Origin of the sequence: Neobacillus niacini (assembly GCF_048572935.1) — a bacterium.
Taxonomy (GTDB): domain Bacteria; phylum Bacillota; class Bacilli; order Bacillales; family Cytobacillaceae; genus Neobacillus; species Neobacillus niacini.
This window is the reverse complement of record NZ_CP183883.1, coordinates 341,495-358,830: the sequence shown is the minus strand read 5'-3', so window position 1 is coordinate 358,830 and position 17,336 is coordinate 341,495. Positions and strand designations below refer to the sequence as shown.

Here is a 17,336-nt window from a genome sequence, read left to right as displayed (position 1 = left end):
AGATTTTGGCCGCTTTTTCTATCTTGAATTTTTTGTAAAAAATGTAATTCGATTATGTACTAAATTGTAGTCTGCCCCAAAATATAATATCTCGTTGGTATCTAAAAAATCGAGTTCATGGTTTAGAAGCCGGGTAACTCAGGGGCTAAGGTACCATTTTTTCATTATTGATGAAGAAGGAATTGACAGTTTAGATGCTTTACCCGTAAAGTTGCTTATGATGCAAATGAATACGGAGGAATACAAAAATGCAATTCATTAATAATCTACTTCTGGATATGGAACTAGATCCTAGGTTAGTAGAATATCTTTCAATTATCATCAAAATTCTACTAATAGGGCTTATCTGTATCGCAGCAAATTTTATTTCAAAGAAAATCGTGATCAGGGTCATTACTCATATCGTGATAAACTCCAAAGTCAAGTGGGGTAAAATCATTTTGGATAGACAGGTTTTTCGAAAGTTATCCCATATTGTTCCTGCGATCATTATTTATTCGTTTTCTTCAACCTTTCCGGCCTATCAATCAATTATTGAAAAATTGGCGATTGCCTATATCATTATTGTCGGTTTAGTGTTTCTTCAAAGCTTACTAAATGCATTTAATGATATTTATCAAACCTTTGAAATATCCAAGGTTAAGCCTATAAAAGGATATATTCAGGTGATTAACATTATTTTCATGACTATCGGATTTATCTTATTGATCTCGAATTTAATAGGCAAGAGTCCTCTACTTTTATTAAGTGGAATTGGGGCTCTCTCGGCCGTCTTGATGTTAGTATTTAAAGATTCGTTATTAGGACTAGTGGCAGGAATTCAGTTGACGGCCAATGATATGGTCCGGGTTGGTGACTGGATTGAAATGCCAAAGTATGGGGCAGATGGAGATGTTATTGATATTTCTTTAAATACCGTAAAGGTTCAAAATGGGGACAAAACGATTACGATGATACCCAGCTATGCCCTTATTTCCGATTCCTTTAAGAACTGGAGGGGGATGCAAGGCTCAGGTGGAAGACGTATCAAACGCGGATTGTATATAGATACAAGCAGTATTATGTTTTGCACAGAGGATATGATTGACAAATTTATAAAGGTCCAGTACCTATCAGACTACATTATTCATAAGGAAAGGGAAATTGCTGAATACAATGCCAAAAATGAAATAGACAGGAACATTCGCGTGAATGGAAGAGCCCTAACCAATATCGGTGTATTTAGGGCATATATCAGCAATTACCTCAAAAATCATCCTGGAATCAATCAGAATATGACCATAATAGTGAGACAGCTAGCACATAATGAATTCGGATTGCCTCTAGAAATTTATGCATTTACCAATGATGTACAGTGGGCAGTTTATGAATCTGTGCAATCCGATATTTTTGACCATCTATTTGCCGTTGCACCAGAGTTTGGACTAAGAGTATTCCAGAATCCATCTGGGGCTGATTTAAGAAATATGGTAGAACAATCAAGCAACAAAGACTTAATTGGTGAAAGAAGCTATTGAAAAACTAAATCATCGAAAAAAGCGACTGTTTAACACAGTCGTTTTTTTTATAATAAAGAGCTTAAAATATCAACTTTTGTAAACCTTCTTCGTATCACCTAGTAATTCACCTCATTAAGAACACTAACTTCGCCATTATTCATTTTATTTTTTTGTACGCCAAAGGAGTCATGTTTATACAATCTCTGATTTATTAATAAAATAGCTTGTACTATTAAAACCAACATGATAAGCAACTTCGGTAATAGTAGAATCACCTTGCTGCAGTAGATATAAGCTCTGTTGAATACGGTAATCTAAAACATAATTTAATGGTGTACATTTTAAAAATCGCTTGAAATAGCGGCAACATCAAGAATGGAGGAATTCCTAAATTACATTTTTTTATTGGCTCTGTTATTTTTCATTGTTGATTTTCGTACCAGGGGTGAGAATCCATAGGCGGAGAATTTCCGGCTATTATCTATAGAGGGACCTTTGGAGCAGTTATAAGCGGAGATATTCCGATTAACTGCTTTAAATAAGACAAAATCCGAGGATTTGGATACATTAAGCGGAAAAACTCCGCCTGTTTTAAAGGAAATATGGGTATTTCCCTATTTAAACGGAAATACTCCGCTTATTTTCCAAACACAGTGAAATCAATATTCAATTTTTAACAGAGCCTTTTTATTAAAAATTATTTCAGAAATCCCTATGGGGAATTCCAATTTTTTTAAAGAATAAAGGATTCTAAATAGATAGGCTACTTGGGCAGGGGCAAAGATTAGTAGAAAAATCTTGTTTCAACCAACTTTGAAGGGGGTATTAAAAGAGAAAACCTATTAGAGGGGGTGGCACATTATGAAACTGGAAGTGAAATGTAATGTTGAAAACTGCAAATATTGGGCTGATGGCGACCAATGTGTAGCGGACTCCATTTATGTTATAGGTCCACACGGCAGCAGAGAGGCTGATACTGTGGAAGAAACAGCTTGCAAAACTTTTGAGCTTCGTGAATGAAACATGGGGACTGCCCTTCTGCTTCTGAAGCAGAAGGGCAGTCCTTTTCAAAATGCTGGAAAAGTAACGGTATAGCTTGAATGAGAGAGGAGAAAATCAAGCATGGAAAAACGATACATAATGATTCTATCGTGCTTGTTTCTGATGGGGATGCTGACTGGCTGTATCCAAAAGGACCAGCTGGCTGATGGAACAAAGCTGATAGATAAACAGAAATTTATTTATGCAGCCTCAGGAGAATTTAAGCCCTTTAGCTACGTTAGCAATGATGATTTATCGATGACTGGTTTCGATATTGAGGTAGGGAACGCAGTCGGAAAAGAACTGGGTCTTGAACCAGTCCAGAAGAGGATGAAATTCAAAGGACTCATCGAGGGTATTAAAACGGGACGGGCTGACGCAGCCGTTGCCAGCCACACCATTAACCCTGAGCGCGCCAAACAAGTTGATTTTTCTACACCCTACTATTACTCAGGTCCACAGATCTTCACAAGACCTGACAGCGAGATTAAAACAGTAGATGACTTAAAAGGAAAAGAAGTTGCCGTGGCAAAGGGCTCCACCTATGCGGAGACAGCCAAAAAGTATACCAGCAATATTAAAATGTATGACAGTGATATTACCGCATTAAAAGCGCTAAGTATTGGCCGGCATGACGCGGTTATAACCGATTTTGTCACTGGTAAAAGTGCAAAAAAGGAAGGGTTCAAAATTCAGGGGCAGCAGTTAATCGAGCGGAGTGAACAAGCTATTGTTATTCCGAAGGATAATCCACACCTGCTCAAGCGGGTTAATGAAGCGCTTGAAAAACTCCATAACGATGGAACACTATCCCGAATCAGTCAAAAGTATTTCGGGGAGGATATTACGAAAAAGCCTGAATAATAGATTAATAGTTAGAAAGAAAGGATGTCGTTATTTTGCCTAGTTTTTCGCATTTTTTACATACGTTTATCAGCAGTAAAGACCTATTCATAGATGCAGCGTTGTTAACGTTAAAACTTACGGTTGTCTCTATTTTAATTGGGATCTTATTCGGATTATTTTTTGCTCTTTTAAAAATTTCAAGGATCAAAGTATTGGAGTATATTTCAAATGCGTATGTATTCCTTGTAAGGGGAACACCACTTATTGTCCAGATTTTCATTCTGTATTTTGGCTTCAGTGGAATTTTCCTCATTCCTGATTTTTGGGCAGCCGCTCTTGCGCTCGCCTTCCATAACGGTGCGTATATTGCGGAAATTTTTCGCGGAACGATTCAGTCCATTGATAAAGGACAAATGGAAGCGGCACGCTCTCTCGGTATGACCAGAATACTAGCGATGCGCCGTATTATTCTACCGCAGGCTTTCAAGAGGGCACTGCCTCCCCTTGGAAACCAATTTATTATTGGACTTAAGGATTCATCTCTGGCAGCCTTTATTTCCATGAATGAGCTGTTCAATGTTTCAACAACACTGGGTTCCAATAATTTCGATGAAATGACCTACTTGTTAATAGTAGCCGTTTATTATCTAGTACTTGTTGCAGTATTAACAATGCTGGTGAGTTGGTTCGAAAAGAGATTGGCAGTTAGTGATCGATAGGAGGAAGACAAAGTGAATGAACGAGAAATGATAAAAATTGAAAACTTACATAAATCTTATGGCAGTTTACATGTATTAAAAGATATAAATATGTCCGTGTATGAAAGTGAAGTTGTCTGCTTGGTGGGAGCATCTGGTTCTGGTAAAAGTACTCTGCTGCGCTGCCTTAACTTTTTAGAAAAAAGACAGGGTGGGAGAATTTCAATCCGCGGGAAAGAAATTAGCCCAGAAACCCACAATATTAACAATGTCCGCCAAACGGTGGGGATGGTTTTTCAGCACTTTAATCTATTCCCCCATAAAACCGTCCTTGAAAATGTCATTGAAGCACCCACCATGGTAAAGAAAATTCCTAAAGACCAGGCCATTGCCGAAGCCAAGGAGCTGCTCCAAAAGGTGGGTCTTCTTGATAAGGCGAATGTTTATCCTAGCAAATTGTCAGGCGGTCAAAAGCAGCGTGTGGCAATTGCCAGGTCGCTGGCCATGAAGCCGGATATCATGCTTTTTGATGAACCGACATCTGCCCTTGATCCACAGCTTGTAGGTGAGGTATTAGCAACCATGAAGGAGTTAGCCGATGAAGGAATGACCATGGTAGTGGTAACCCATGAAATGGGCTTCGCTCGTGAGGTGGCTGATTGGATTGTCTTCATGGACGATGGTCGAATTATTGAAAGAAATCGGCCAAATGAATTCTTTGATCATCCAAAAGAGCAGCGTACACAAGAATTCCTCCAAGCAACCATGCTAAAATAACAAAGCTTAAGCTCGACAGTGATAATTGAAGCTTAATGAAATGAATAAAAGAATAGTAAGAACCAAAAATACCAGTTTTAAAAAAACTTGGTATTTTTGGCTTTACGATAAATTTACCTGCAACCTAACAATCCTTTACACTTTTTCCTCCCACCAGCCAAAGGCGATTCTTGCATTTACCTGACTCTTTCCCGGGGACAAAAAATATAAGGAAAAGGAACTTCCTGGAGGGATGATAAACATACCTTGAAAATCATGTTTTGTAAGGGTTACAAGCGGTTCAACCCTTCTTACAAAGGCATAGGTACCACCTCTGGGTTTTCCTGTTACGAAGCTGGCATTTTTAATTTCACCCTTGGGGTTTGGCGGCGGAATCATGGCTTGGTTCCCGGCAGCAAAATAAGGAGATGTTTTTCCTATTCCGGGAGGTATGCTGCTTAACCAAGCTTCAGCGGTTAATGGCTCATTGGAATAGTTGCTAATGGTATAGGCATTCAAAAATATATTCACTTTGGAGTCAGCTGGGTTGATTAACCCGCCCCATCCATTGTAACCGCCTCCTAAGGATATGATTTCAGTTTGACCAAGAAAGTACTCACCAAGATAGGAATGATATACATTTTCAGGCAAAACGGTAACCTCATTAGGGTGTTTTACATGATCATAATCATGCTTGAACTGATAATTCATTTTTTTCCTCCCACCAGGTCACAACGATTGTCCCTTTGATGTATTGATATCCAGGAGGCCTTAGAATTATTGAGAAAGAGCCTCCTGGACCAATAATGATCGAGCCATTGTGTGAATCGCTTACAAGAGTTGAATTTGGAGTAACAATTCTATCAAAAATATTCACACCTTTAGTCATGGGCTCAGTGGAATAATCAGCATATGTCATTATCGCTCTAGGTATCGGAGGTGGTGAGATAGACTGATTTGTTGGAGTTACATTGAAGGAGGCAACTGCTTTTTTAGGCGGATTGGCATTTAACCATACTTCACTGATAAAATTTTGAGTTGAAAAGTTTGTTATAGTAAAAATATCGATATATAGATTGACTCCGGAATTAATAGGGTTTACTATTCCGCCCCAGGCATAATATCCACCGCCGAAATTCAGTAATTCTGTTTTGCCTATAAAATATCTGCCAAGCCTTGAGTTTAAGGTTGGGCTGGTTATATTTACCACTTCAATAGGCTGTTTATTCGTTTCTTTTGGCATACTAATACTCCTAACTGTGCATTATGAGATTATATAATATGGCACAGTATAGGCAGTTGTTCAGAAAGATTGCGTGAATTTTTTTTATTCTTTATCGTTAAGTTACATTAAGACCATGTCGTATGGGAGAGAGCTAGTTCATTCCTTACTTAACAAAATATATTCTTAAATCAAATGTTGCGTCAAAAAAAGGAGTATGTTACTATATGTGTAACCGGTTACACATAAGAGGTGAATCAATGGTTACCATACGCGATGTTGCCAAAAAAGCTGGAGTATCTGTGGCGACCGTTTCGAGAGTATTAAACAATAAAGGTTATTCACATGAAGATACAAAGAAGCTAGTGAACGATGCCATTAAAGAATTAAACTATAAACCAAATGAAGTGGCGAGATCTCTTTTTAAGAAAAAGTCTAGATTAATTGGATTATTGCTGCCCGATATCCGAAATCCCTTCTTTCCTGAGCTTGCTCGTGGAGTAGAGGATGAAATACAGGAACAAGGACTCCATTTAATTATTGGAAATGCTGATGAGAAACCTCAAAAAGAAATAGATTATATTCAGACGTTTAAACAAAATAATGTAATAGGGATTATTTCGACAAGAAATCAAGCTGAAACAGAACTTTATGACAACCTATCTATTCCTGTCGTATTTCTAGACCGGATCACAAATAATCATCCTTCTGTTTATGCAGATGGATTGGATGGGGGAAGAAAAGCAGCACGTGAAATAATCAAAAGGGGAAGTAAGCGAATTGCGTTACTCCGAGGACCTATTGAAGTAAGGACAGCGCAAGACAGATTCAAAGGTGCTGTAGAAGAGCTGTGTAATGCTAACGTGGATTTTCAAGTTATTAGGTCGTCATTTAGTTTTCATGATGCAGAAAAAGTGGCAAAAACATTATTTGAGAATTTTCCAGATACAGATGGGGTCATTGCCAGCAACGATCTTAGTGCAGCCGCGATATTACATGAGGCGCTACGAATAGGAAGATCCATTCCAGATGATTTACAAATAATCGGGTATGATGATATACCACTTAGCAAACTTCTATTTCCGCCGCTTTCAACCATTAGGCAGCCAGCCTATGATATGGGAAGGGAAGCAGCAAAATTATTAATTAAAATTATTGAAAAACAACCGTTAGAACAAAAGAATATCCGATTGCCTGTTACATTTATTGAGAGGCAGACGACAAGAAAGGTTGAGGAAAATGGTTAAAATGACGATAATTGGCAGCTCTTCAATGGATTTGGTTGTAACCGCTTCAAAACGGCCAAATAAAGGAGAAACGATAATTGGGGAGAGCTTTAAGACAGTTCCTGGCGGCAAAGGTGCTAACCAGGCTGTCGCAGCTGCCAGGCTAGGTGCTGAAGTGTACATGGTGGGATGTGTAGGAAGTGATGGGTTTGGTGAAGAAATCGTTAACAATTTCATTTCTAATGGGGTTGTTACCACCTATGTGAAACCGGTTACACATACTGAGACCGGAACAGCACATATTACTCTTGCAGAGGGCGATAACAGCATTATTGTGGTTAAAGGTGCTAATAATGATGTCACCCCTGACTTTGTTGAAAAAGCATCAGTGGTAATACTTGAATCAGATATCGTATTAATTCAACAGGAGATTCCTGAGGAAACAGTTGAATATGTAGCAGAAATTTGCTTTGCAAATGATGTACCTTTACTGCTAAATCCAGCACCCGCAAGACCTATTAGTAAAACTGTGATTGAAAAGGCAACATATATTTCACCAAATGAATGGGAAGCTTCGGTTCTTTTCGAGAACAAGGACATCCATGAAGCTTTAAAAGAGTATCCAAATAAACTATTGATTACAGAAGGTAAAAATGGAGTCCGCTATTATGATGGTGAGAATGAGGTGCTTGTCCCTGCTTATGTGGTTGAAGCAGTTGATACAACTGGTGCAGGCGACACATTTAATGCGGCATTCGCAGTTGCCGTAGCGGAGGGTAAAAGCATAAAAGATAGCATTCGTTTTGCAAATCGCGCTGCATCATTATCTGTAACAAAATTCGGCGCACAGGGTGGTATGCCAACAAGAGAAGAAGTAGAAGGGAGTTTATAGAAGTGAAACGTTATGGAATATTAAACAGCGATATATCGAAGGTATTATCTGACCTTGGTCATACTGATTATATTGTGATAGCAGATGCAGGTTTGCCCATTCCAGAAGGGATTAAAAAGATTGATTTAGCAATTAAACCAGGCATGCCTTTATTTATAGATGTAGTCAATGCCATTGAAGAGGATATGGTGATTGAAAAAGTCACGATGGCCACTGAAATAGAAGAAGGAAATCCTAAACATGCAGCCTATTTAAAAGGTAAATTCGCTGATAAGGAAATTGAACACGTATCCCATGAGGAGTTTAAACAATTAACAAAACAGGCTAAAGCAGTAATTCGTACAGGTGAAATTACACCATATGCAAACTGTATTTTACAATCTGGAGTATTTTTCTAAAAGATGAGGTGATAAATATGCGTATTACGATGGAAAACATCTATAAAGCATTTGGAGCCAATCAAGTTTTAACAGGTGTTGATTTTGAGTTATTAGATGGCGAAGTGCATGCCCTAATGGGGGAGAATGGTGCGGGGAAATCAACGATGATGAACGTACTTACTGGTCTTCATGCTCGAGATAAGGGGACCATCACAATTGATGGAAAGGAAACTTATTTTAAGAACCCAAAAGAAGCGGAGCAATGTGGAATAACCTTTATACACCAAGAATTAAATATATGGCCTGATATGACTGTTTTAGAGAACTTATTTATTGGCAAGGAACTAAAGAATTTTTTTGGGCTTTTAAAAATATCTGAAATGAAAGCGCTGGCAAAAAAACAGTTTGATAGATTAGCAGTATCGATACCGTTAGATAAAGAGGCGGGGTATTGCTCTGTCGGGGAGCAGCAAATGATTGAGATTGCAAAAGCTTTAATGACAGAAGCAAAAGTAATTATTATGGATGAACCTACTGCTGCATTAACAGAAAGGGAAATCAGCCAACTCTTTGATGTTATTTCTTCTTTAAAAAAGGCAGGAGTATCAATTGTCTATATTTCACATCGGATGGAGGAGATTTTTGCCATCTGTGACAGGATTACCGTCATGCGTGATGGGAAAACCGTTGACACGAAGGCGATTCCGGAAACAAATTTTGATGAAGTCGTCAGGAAAATGGTTGGCAGGGAATTAACTGACCGCTTTCCTAACCGAAATCCTAACCTTGGTGAAACCGTTCTTCAGGTTAAGGGGCTGACAAAAAAAGGACAATTTGAAGATGTCAATTTTTCTGTACGTGCTGGCGAAATAGTCGGGGTTTCAGGTTTGATGGGAGCCGGAAGGACAGAAATCATGAGGGCGATTTTTGGTCTAGATGGGTTTGATCACGGTGAAATTTGGTTGGAAGGAAAAAAAGTGACAATCAAAACACCGGACCAGGCTGTCAAAGCAGGAATCGGATTCATTACAGAGGATCGCAAAGATGAAGGGTTAATTCTAGATTTTTCTATAAGAGATAATATGGTACTGCCAACACTCTATAGCTTCGCTCCCAAAGGGATCATCAATGAAAAAAGTGAGACAGACTTTGTGACTATGTTAATCAAACGCTTGACAGTAAAAACGGAATCCCCAGATATTGCGGTTGGAAAGCTATCGGGGGGAAATCAGCAGAAAGTGGTCATTGCCAAGTGGGTCGGAATCGGGCCGAAATTACTTATTTTAGATGAGCCGACTAGAGGAGTAGATGTTGGAGCGAAGAGAGAAATTTATGATCTAATGAATGAATTAACAGATCGGGGTGTAGCCATCATCATGGTATCTTCAGAATTGCCTGAGGTCCTTGGTATGAGTGATCGAATCCTCGTCGTTCATGAAGGAAAAATAAATGGTGAGTTATCGAAAGAGGCTGCTACCCAAGAAAAAATTATGACATTGGCAACAGGAGGTCAGTGAGATGAATTCCATTAATGCAGTGACAAAACCTAAGACAAATATGATGAATGCCATCACTCAAAAGTTAGGACCCTTACTTGGTTTGATTATATTGATTGTTATTGTATCGATATTAAATCCTAGTTTTCTCGAACCCTTGAATATATTAAATTTATTAAGACAGGTTGCGATTAATGCACTTATTGCATTTGGTATGACATTTGTTATTTTAACGGGTGGAATCGATTTATCTGTTGGGGCTATTCTTGCATTATCAAGCGCGTTAACAGCAGGAATGATGGTATCTGGTATAGACCCGATTCTTGCAATACTAATTGGATGTATTCTAGGCGGCTTGATGGGAATGGTAAACGGATTGTTCATTACCAAGGGAAAAATGGCTCCGTTTATCGCAACTCTAGCAACCATGACAATCTTTAGAGGATTAACACTTGTTTATACTGGTGGAAACCCGATTACGGGTCTTGGTGATAATTACTTATTTCAATTATTTGGCCGTGGTTATTTTCTAGGAATACCTGTTCCAGCAGTTACGATGATTCTTACATTTGTTGTCTTATTCATTATTCTTCATAAAACTCCATTCGGCCGCAAAACATATGCGATTGGTGGAAATGAAAAAGCTGCATTAATTTCAGGGATTAAAGTACCAAAAGTAAAAGTCATGATTTATAGTCTTTCCGGAATGCTTGCAGCTCTGGCAGGAGCAATCCTAACATCTCGTTTAAATTCTGCACAGCCTACAGCAGGTACTTCATATGAACTTGATGCGATTGCAGCAGTTGTATTAGGAGGGACAAGCTTATCAGGAGGGAAAGGAAGAATTTTTGGAACATTAATCGGTGCTTTAATCATCGGTACCTTAAATAACGGCCTGAATCTTCTTGGAGTATCATCTTTCTATCAAATGGTGGTCAAGGGGATCGTTATACTAATTGCAGTATTGCTTGACCGTAAAAAGTAGCATAAGGAGAGATCTTGATGAAAAAATTATTAGCTTTATGTCTAACACTAACACTTTTGCTCCTAAGTGCTTGTTCTATGCAGCCGCCTGAATGGGCAAAACCGGATAAAAAAGAAAGTTTAGAAGATATTAAAATTGGTTTATCAGTATCTACATTAAATAACCCGTTTTTTGTTTCTTTAAAGGATGGAGTGGTGAAAGAAGCAAAAGCAATGGGTATGCAAGTTATTATCGTAGATGCACAAAATGACTCGGCAAAACAAGTAAATGACGTAGAGGATCTCATTCAGCAAGGTGTGGATGCTCTGCTTATTAATCCGACTGATTCCGCTGCCATTTCAACGGCTGTTCAATCAGCAAATAATATTGGCATACCAGTAGTTACGTTGGACCGTTCAGCAGATAAAGGAAAAGTAGAAGCATTAGTAGCTTCCGATAATATCAAGGGCGGAGAAATGGCTGCAAATTATATTATTGAAAAGCTTGGTGAAAATACACAAGTGATAGAATTAGAGGGAGTTCCCGGGGCATCCGCCACACGTGAAAGAGGTCAGGGATTCCATAACGTAGCAGATCAAAAGTTGAATGTAACAGCTAAACAAGCAGCTGATTTTGATCGTACAAAAGGACTAACCGTTATGGAAAACCTTCTGCAGGCCAATCCTGATATTAAAGCGGTATTTGCTCATAATGATGAAATGGCATTGGGCGCTATTGAGGCAATTAATAGCTCTGGTAAGGAAATTATCGTCATTGGATTTGATGGGAATGACGATGCCTTAAATGCGATAGAATCAGGAAATATGGAAGCGACAGTGGCTCAACAGCCAGAGTTAATCGGTAAGCTTGCGATTGAAGCGGCAAGCGACATTTTGCAGGGGAAAAAGGTAAAGAAGATGATAGGAGCCCCACTAAAATTAGTATCCAAAGATAAATAAGGCACTCTAGGATCTTAAAATGTAACCAACTCTTTGTAAGTTATTTATTGGACTAGAAATCCTCTTGATTTCTAGTCCAACCTTTTTAATAGATAAAATTATTAAACTTTAAAATTTTTGCTAAAAAAGAACCATGCCTCAAAGCACTAATTCCCCTTTCGAAAAATTTCCTTCTTTACTGCTAAACAATTTTGTATAGACAACTACTGTGAATTTCGAAGAAACCTTTAATATCTCCCAATTTTATATTAGTAAAATTTCATTAGCCTCGCTCCCCCTATATTTAAATATCGAGGACAAAAGGGTAAGGCATTTTTAGAAATCTCTTACAAAATTGTATAGGTTATTTACAAGAAATTCACTTGAAAATAATAACCTATATTTGGTATTCGCTGCCATCTTTGTAGAACATATGCGAAATCCAAGTTTTGATGTGTATAATAAATGTGTGAATATTTGTAAATATGATTAGCTTCAGAGGTGAGCATATGTCAACGAAAGAACTATGTAAAATTGTTATTGTAGATGATGAAATTTTAATAAGACAGGGCATAAAACATTACCTTAATTGGGAGCAAGAAGGCTTTCAGATAGTAGGTGAAGCCTCTAATGGTAAGGAAGCACTTGAAATAATTGAACGAACTCATCCAAACATTGTTTTAACGGATATTGTAATGCCTATTATGGATGGAGAAGAATTGACAAGAATTATTAAATCAAAATATCCAGAAATTGAAATCATTATACTCAGCAGTTTTGGGGAATTTGACTACGTTCGTTCTACCTTTCAAAGTGGAGTGGTTGATTATATATTAAAGCCTAAGCTTGATGCAAGTACGCTTTTAGAAGTGCTAAATAAAGCAGTGAGTAGAATACCAACTACTGATATATATCAAACAAAACAGCAGGAGCGAATGTCTGTAAATCATGTCATTGAAAAGTTAATGTCTGGGTTTGAAGCGGCGGATTATGAAGCAGAGCTATTAGCGAGGGTATTCCCCTATAACAGCTTTCATTTATTAGGTGTAGTTTTTAGTGAAAATATCCCTAGAGAAGGTCACACTAAAATACAAGAAAGTATCACCCAGCAGTATCAAACTTCTCTAGGTCAAGCAAACTATCATGCCATTACCTTTGATAAAAATGAAACTGTAATCATTCTAAATGTAAACAAAGACAAGTCCCAGGAGGTCCTTGATTTCGCAAAAAGGGCTGTGGAAACCCATACAGACACGTGCTTTGTCTTGACAGAACCATTCTCTGATCTATCACAAATAGGATATATCTATAATGAAAAGGTAACAAAATTGCTGCAATATAGATTTTACTTTTCAAACATCCCTCTTCTAGAGGAATACGATTTACAACGAGAAATACCAGATATTGAAACTTTTAACATGGAATGGTTCACAAAAGAATGTAAGCATAGTCGTTTCCAAGAAGCTTTCAGCTATTTGCAAGAATATGTATCTATATTTTCAAAATGTTACACAACGGATGTATTTGAATTTAAATCATTCTTTGAAAATATCATCTTTACCATTACTGTCATTCTAAATAACATGGAATACGATGTATCTGAAATAGTGAGTTCTAAGTATGAGTATTTTAGGGCAATTAACGAGGCTAATTCAGCTAAGGAGACAGTAGAACATTTAAATAAATTCATTGATGAAGTGAACAAATACGTACATTCCGAGAGAAATCACCCTAGTAATTTGAATATGAAGAAACTCTTGCAATATATCGACGACCATTATGCAGATCAACTCAGCCTTGCCGATGTAGCAGAACATTTTCATTTTAATCCATCCTATTTGTCTAACTATTTTTCTACACATAATAAAGAGGGGTTTAGTGAGTATTTGAATAAGGTCCGAATTGAAAAGGCTTCACAGCTCCTGCTTAAGGACTCAGCACCGATTTCAGAGATTAGCGGCATGGTAGGTTATTCAGATCACAGCTATTTCTGTAAAGTATTTAAAAAGATGAATGGCATGTCACCTAGCAAATTTAGAAGAAAACATACTTGAAAGTTAAAGATGGGATGCATATGAGAATAAAACCTGAACGATTTAGACATAACAGCCTATTTAGTAAAATGTTTCTTATCACCGTACTAATTATTGTTACCATTTCCTCACTTATCACTTGGACGACATTCCGGATGTCAGAGCAGTTTTTTATTGATCGTTTTAGTTTTAACAATAGTAAGGTTATGGAGCAGATCAAGGAAAGTTTAGGTACATTTCATTACTCGATTGTGATTGCTTCAAATAACTTGATGAACAACGGAACAATTAAGGGTTTCCTCTCCGGTACGCACTCAAACCGAATGCTGGGAACCTATTATTATAATGTAAAAAAACAAATGGACAATATTAAAACAAGTGTAGAAGCTTATGATGTTGAGATTGTGATTTATGGTATGAATGGGGTTAGTTTTGCAGTACCAGAAAGGCCTTCATGGGCAAAATCTGATAAAGTGCTGCAGAATCACTTCATTACCAAAAACACACTCAAACATCCAAAAAAACTGTTATTTCATTTAGAACAAACAAAAGATCAAACACAGGGTGGCATGATTGTTGCTTCTAAGGCTTTTATGGAGCCAACTTCAAAATATATTTATGGAACGATGTACTTTACGATTCAAGAAAGGGATTTTAGAAAATTTTATAACAGCTATACAAGCTTAGGTAATGATGTATTAGTCATGAATCAGTCTGGTACCATTTTATCGAGTAATCGTACTGAGTTGATTGGAAATAAAGAAGTGGAACTCTTGGATTATGCAGTCCAGCTAGAGAAGCAAGAAAAGAAGTATATGAATGCTGATTTTAAGGGTACAGACCATCTGATCATGATAGAGTATCTGCCTACCTTCGATTTGTACTTAGTAAATTTAATTGATAAGAAAGCTGCTTTTGAAAATATTATTGATAAAAAGTCGATTGTACTTATCTGTTTACTATTCATCTTTCTAGCAATTATCATTGTGTTTTTTGCTTCAAGAAAGGTTACAAATTCTTTGTCCAATCTAGTGAAACAAATTGAAAATACCCCAAAGAATGAATTTGATCGATATATACCAGAAACAGGCACGTACGAAACAAGACAAATTGGTCAAGCCTTCAACTCTATGCTTGATGAGCTTCATGAGTATGTGAATACCCTTGTACTGACCCAAAAACAAAAAAGAAACGCAGAATTAGCAGTATTGCAGCAGCAAATCAATCCACATTTCTTATACAATACGTTAACTTCAATCAAATTCATGGTACAGCAAGGTGGAAAAGAAGAAGCCGTTGAAATGGTTAATGCCTTGATATCTTTATTACAAAATACAATCGGTAATATTAGTGAGACGATTACCGTTAAGCAAGAAATAGACAATTTAAAGAGCTATGCTTTAATAAATCAGAAACGCTATGGTGAACGGATTAGAGTAAATTATTTCATAGAGCCAGAGTGTAACAGTATTCAAATTCCTAAACTAATTTTACAACCCTTTATTGAGAATTCCTTCTTTCATGGTTTCAATCAAAAGAGGGGAGGGACGATTAATGTCCTCGTATGGAAGGAAGGGGAAACCCTTATATGTGAGGTATTGGATAATGGTGACGGAATGGAAGTATCTGCAGATAACAAACTTCCGCATACGAATCGCAAAAGGGAGAGATTTAGCGGGATAGGTGTTCGCAACGTCGATGAGCGTATTCGGTTGATTTATGGTGAAGCTTATGGTGTTACAATCTCAAGTAAAATAGGTGAAGGGACGAAGGTCCGAATTTCACTTCCATTCGGTCAAAACGAAAAATAGTCATAGAAACAAAAAATAATACAAGTAAATTAATGGAAACGCATTCAATAAACAAAAATATCACAAATTTACAAAAATATCGTCCTAACTCGTGCTCTCTAAGTGATGATAACATTGTAATTGTAAGATGGATAACGCTTACAAGATAATAACTTATAATCTTAGGGGGTTAAAAGGTGAAGAAACTATTAGCATTAATAATGGTATGTATGCTTTTGTTGGCTGCGTGTTCTTCTGGGTCTTCAAATGGTACTGAATCAGAGAAAGGCTCAGCGGATGCAAATGAAATTACTGTTTGGGCGTGGGATCCAAACTTTAACATTAAGGCATTAGAATTAGCGAAAGAAGCTTATGCATCTGAGAATCCAGATCTTAAAGTGAATATTATTGAAAACGCACAAGATGACATTGTTCAAAAACTTAATACGTCATTAAGTTCCGGTACTACCAAGGGATTACCTAATATTGTGTTAATTGAAGATTATCGTGCCAAAAGTTTCCTTCAAGCATATCCAGATATGTTCCATCCATTAACTGGATCTTTTGAAACAAAAGATTTTGTTCAATATAAGGTGGAAGCAACAAGTGTAGATGGCGAAAACTACGGACTTCCATTTGATACTGGGGCAACTGGATTATACGTTAGAACAGATTATTTAGCAGAAGCAGGTTATACAGTTGAAGATTTACAAAACATCGACTGGAAAGAATACATTGAAATAGGAAAGAAAGTAAAAGAAGCAACTGGTAAACGACTGCTAACTTATGACCCGAATGATTTAGGAATACTCAGAACAATGATTCAGTCTGCAGGTAAATGGTATGTGAAGGAAGATGGTACTACGATAGATTTAGCAAATAATGAGGCTCTTAAACTATCTTTTAAAATTTATAAGGAACTAGTTGATAATGATTTAATGAACTTCCATTCTGACTGGAATGAGTTCTTAGCTACATTTAATGGCGGCGAAGTAGCAACAGTAACGACTGGTAACTGGATTACTCCTTCCATAAAAGCGGAGGCTTCACAATCAGGCAAATGGGCAGTTGTGCCACATCCTAGTCTTCCGGGGATGGAATCCGTAAATGCCTCTAACTTAGGCGGTGCGTCATGGTACGTTCTAGATGTTCCAGGTAAAGAGAATGCAGTCGATTTCTTAACAAAGACTTTTGGTTCAAATGTAGATTTATATCAAAAGTTCGTTACTGATATCGGTGCTATCGGTACTTATATCCCAGCGGCTGAGGGAGAAGCATATAAGACAAAAGATGAATTCTTTGGTGGTCAGTCAATTGTATCAGATTTTTCAAAGTGGGCTGAAGAAATTCCACAAGTAAACTACGGTATGCACACCTATGCGATAGAGGATATATTAGTTGTTGCTATGCAGAATTACCTTGCTGGTCAAGACCTTGATAAAGTCTTAAAAGAAGCTCAACAACAAGCGGAAACGCAAATTAAATAATTTACCTAGAATTAGCCTCGCTCTTCCGAGGCTATTCTTATATAGATTTAAGTAGGGAGTTGAAAAAA

The 17,336-nt window shown here is 37.4% G+C and carries 16 protein-coding genes and 1 pseudogene; 14 read left to right on the top strand and 3 right to left on the bottom strand.

Going from position 1 to position 17,336, the window contains the following annotated elements; genetic code table 11:
* The first annotated feature begins 248 nt into the window (after nucleotides 1-248).
* Entirely contained in the window at nucleotides 249-1,517 is a 1,269-nt protein-coding gene (locus ACN6MT_RS01680) for a mechanosensitive ion channel family protein (protein WP_419954565.1), read from the top strand.
* Nucleotides 1,518-1,656: 139 nt separating this feature from the next.
* Here the strand turns inward: ACN6MT_RS01680 and ACN6MT_RS01675 are convergent.
* Nucleotides 1,657-1,868: pseudogene (locus ACN6MT_RS01675) on the bottom strand (helix-turn-helix transcriptional regulator); the annotation flags it as partial.
* A 492-nt stretch (nucleotides 1,869-2,360) separates the two neighbouring features.
* Between ACN6MT_RS01675 and ACN6MT_RS01670 the strand changes: the two are divergent.
* The 4 genes from ACN6MT_RS01670 to ACN6MT_RS01655 all read left to right on the top strand — a co-directional run bounded on the left by ACN6MT_RS01670 (nucleotide 2,361) and on the right by ACN6MT_RS01655 (nucleotide 4,861).
* Complete coding sequence (locus ACN6MT_RS01670; protein WP_082799528.1) at nucleotides 2,361-2,519, top strand: DUF1540 domain-containing protein; 159 nt, start codon at nucleotides 2,361-2,363, stop codon at nucleotides 2,517-2,519.
* A 102-nt stretch (nucleotides 2,520-2,621) separates the two neighbouring features.
* Entirely contained in the window at nucleotides 2,622-3,404 is a 783-nt protein-coding gene (locus ACN6MT_RS01665; RefSeq protein WP_419954564.1) for a transporter substrate-binding domain-containing protein, read from the top strand.
* A 35-nt stretch (nucleotides 3,405-3,439) separates the two neighbouring features.
* A complete protein-coding gene (locus ACN6MT_RS01660; RefSeq protein WP_419954563.1) occupies nucleotides 3,440-4,105 on the top strand; it encodes an amino acid ABC transporter permease in 666 nt (221 codons plus the stop codon).
* Nucleotides 4,106-4,117: 12 nt separating this feature from the next.
* On the top strand, nucleotides 4,118-4,861 hold the full coding sequence (locus ACN6MT_RS01655) for an amino acid ABC transporter ATP-binding protein (RefSeq protein WP_419954562.1): 744 nt from the start codon (nucleotides 4,118-4,120) through the stop codon (nucleotides 4,859-4,861).
* A gap of 135 nt (nucleotides 4,862-4,996) precedes the next feature.
* On the opposite strand, the gene ACN6MT_RS01650 is transcribed toward ACN6MT_RS01655, so the two are convergent.
* Nucleotides 4,997-5,551, bottom strand: a complete 555-nt coding sequence (locus ACN6MT_RS01650) for a DUF6143 family protein (protein ID WP_419954561.1) — start codon at nucleotides 5,549-5,551, stop codon at nucleotides 4,997-4,999.
* Complete coding sequence (locus tag ACN6MT_RS01645; RefSeq protein ID WP_419954560.1) at nucleotides 5,529-6,083, bottom strand: DUF6143 family protein; 555 nt, start codon at nucleotides 6,081-6,083, stop codon at nucleotides 5,529-5,531. The genes ACN6MT_RS01650 and ACN6MT_RS01645 overlap by 23 nt, the downstream gene beginning before the upstream one ends.
* Nucleotides 6,084-6,322: 239 nt before the next feature.
* Between ACN6MT_RS01645 and ACN6MT_RS01640 the strand changes: the two genes are divergently transcribed.
* From ACN6MT_RS01640 to ACN6MT_RS01600, 9 genes are all read left to right on the top strand, one after another.
* Nucleotides 6,323-7,309 carry a LacI family DNA-binding transcriptional regulator gene (locus ACN6MT_RS01640; RefSeq protein WP_419954559.1) on the top strand — a complete coding sequence of 329 codons (987 nt, stop codon included), beginning with the start codon at nucleotides 6,323-6,325 and terminating at the stop codon, nucleotides 7,307-7,309.
* A complete protein-coding gene (gene rbsK / locus ACN6MT_RS01635; RefSeq protein ID WP_419954558.1) occupies nucleotides 7,302-8,180 on the top strand; it encodes a ribokinase in 879 nt (292 codons plus the stop codon). The genes ACN6MT_RS01640 and rbsK overlap by 8 nt, the downstream gene beginning before the upstream one ends.
* Nucleotides 8,181-8,182: 2 nt before the next feature.
* Nucleotides 8,183-8,578 (top strand): D-ribose pyranase, encoded by a 396-nt coding sequence (rbsD, locus tag ACN6MT_RS01630; RefSeq protein ID WP_419954557.1) that lies wholly within the window; start codon nucleotides 8,183-8,185, stop codon nucleotides 8,576-8,578.
* A gap of 17 nt (nucleotides 8,579-8,595) precedes the next feature.
* A complete protein-coding gene (locus tag ACN6MT_RS01625) occupies nucleotides 8,596-10,077 on the top strand; it encodes a sugar ABC transporter ATP-binding protein (protein ID WP_419954556.1) in 1,482 nt (493 codons plus the stop codon).
* Between the two features lies 1 nt (nucleotide 10,078).
* A complete protein-coding gene (gene rbsC, locus ACN6MT_RS01620; RefSeq protein ID WP_419954555.1) occupies nucleotides 10,079-11,041 on the top strand; it encodes a ribose ABC transporter permease RbsC in 963 nt (320 codons plus the stop codon).
* Between the two features lie 17 nt (nucleotides 11,042-11,058).
* Nucleotides 11,059-11,979, top strand: a complete 921-nt coding sequence (rbsB, locus tag ACN6MT_RS01615) for a ribose ABC transporter substrate-binding protein RbsB (protein ID WP_419954554.1) — start codon at nucleotides 11,059-11,061, stop codon at nucleotides 11,977-11,979.
* A 488-nt stretch (nucleotides 11,980-12,467) separates the two neighbouring features.
* On the top strand, nucleotides 12,468-14,012 hold the full coding sequence (locus ACN6MT_RS01610; protein ID WP_419954553.1) for a response regulator: 1,545 nt from the start codon (nucleotides 12,468-12,470) through the stop codon (nucleotides 14,010-14,012).
* On the top strand, nucleotides 14,009-15,802 hold the full coding sequence (locus tag ACN6MT_RS01605; protein ID WP_419954552.1) for a cache domain-containing sensor histidine kinase: 1,794 nt from the start codon (nucleotides 14,009-14,011) through the stop codon (nucleotides 15,800-15,802). The genes ACN6MT_RS01610 and ACN6MT_RS01605 overlap by 4 nt, the downstream gene beginning before the upstream one ends.
* 176 nt (nucleotides 15,803-15,978) lie before the next feature.
* A complete protein-coding gene (locus tag ACN6MT_RS01600; RefSeq protein WP_419954551.1) occupies nucleotides 15,979-17,268 on the top strand; it encodes an ABC transporter substrate-binding protein in 1,290 nt (429 codons plus the stop codon).
* Nucleotides 17,269-17,336: the final 68 nt, after the last annotated feature.

Coding starts and splice junctions, on each gene's coding strand:
- ACN6MT_RS01625 (WP_419954556.1), top strand. CDS start 8,596: ATGCGTATTACGATGGAAAACATCTATAAAGCATTTGGAGCCAATCAA.
- rbsC (WP_419954555.1), top strand. CDS start 10,079: ATGAATTCCATTAATGCAGTGACAAAACCTAAGACAAATATGATGAAT.
- ACN6MT_RS01650 (WP_419954561.1), bottom strand. CDS start 5,551: ATGAATTATCAGTTCAAGCATGATTATGATCATGTAAAACACCCTAAT.
- ACN6MT_RS01645 (WP_419954560.1), bottom strand. CDS start 6,083: ATGCCAAAAGAAACGAATAAACAGCCTATTGAAGTGGTAAATATAACC.
- ACN6MT_RS01665 (WP_419954564.1), top strand. CDS start 2,622: ATGGAAAAACGATACATAATGATTCTATCGTGCTTGTTTCTGATGGGG.
- rbsK (WP_419954558.1), top strand. CDS start 7,302: ATGGTTAAAATGACGATAATTGGCAGCTCTTCAATGGATTTGGTTGTA.
- ACN6MT_RS01680 (WP_419954565.1), top strand. CDS start 249: ATGCAATTCATTAATAATCTACTTCTGGATATGGAACTAGATCCTAGG.
- ACN6MT_RS01610 (WP_419954553.1), top strand. CDS start 12,468: ATGTCAACGAAAGAACTATGTAAAATTGTTATTGTAGATGATGAAATT.
- ACN6MT_RS01670 (WP_082799528.1), top strand. CDS start 2,361: ATGAAACTGGAAGTGAAATGTAATGTTGAAAACTGCAAATATTGGGCT.
- rbsB (WP_419954554.1), top strand. CDS start 11,059: ATGAAAAAATTATTAGCTTTATGTCTAACACTAACACTTTTGCTCCTA.
- ACN6MT_RS01640 (WP_419954559.1), top strand. CDS start 6,323: ATGGTTACCATACGCGATGTTGCCAAAAAAGCTGGAGTATCTGTGGCG.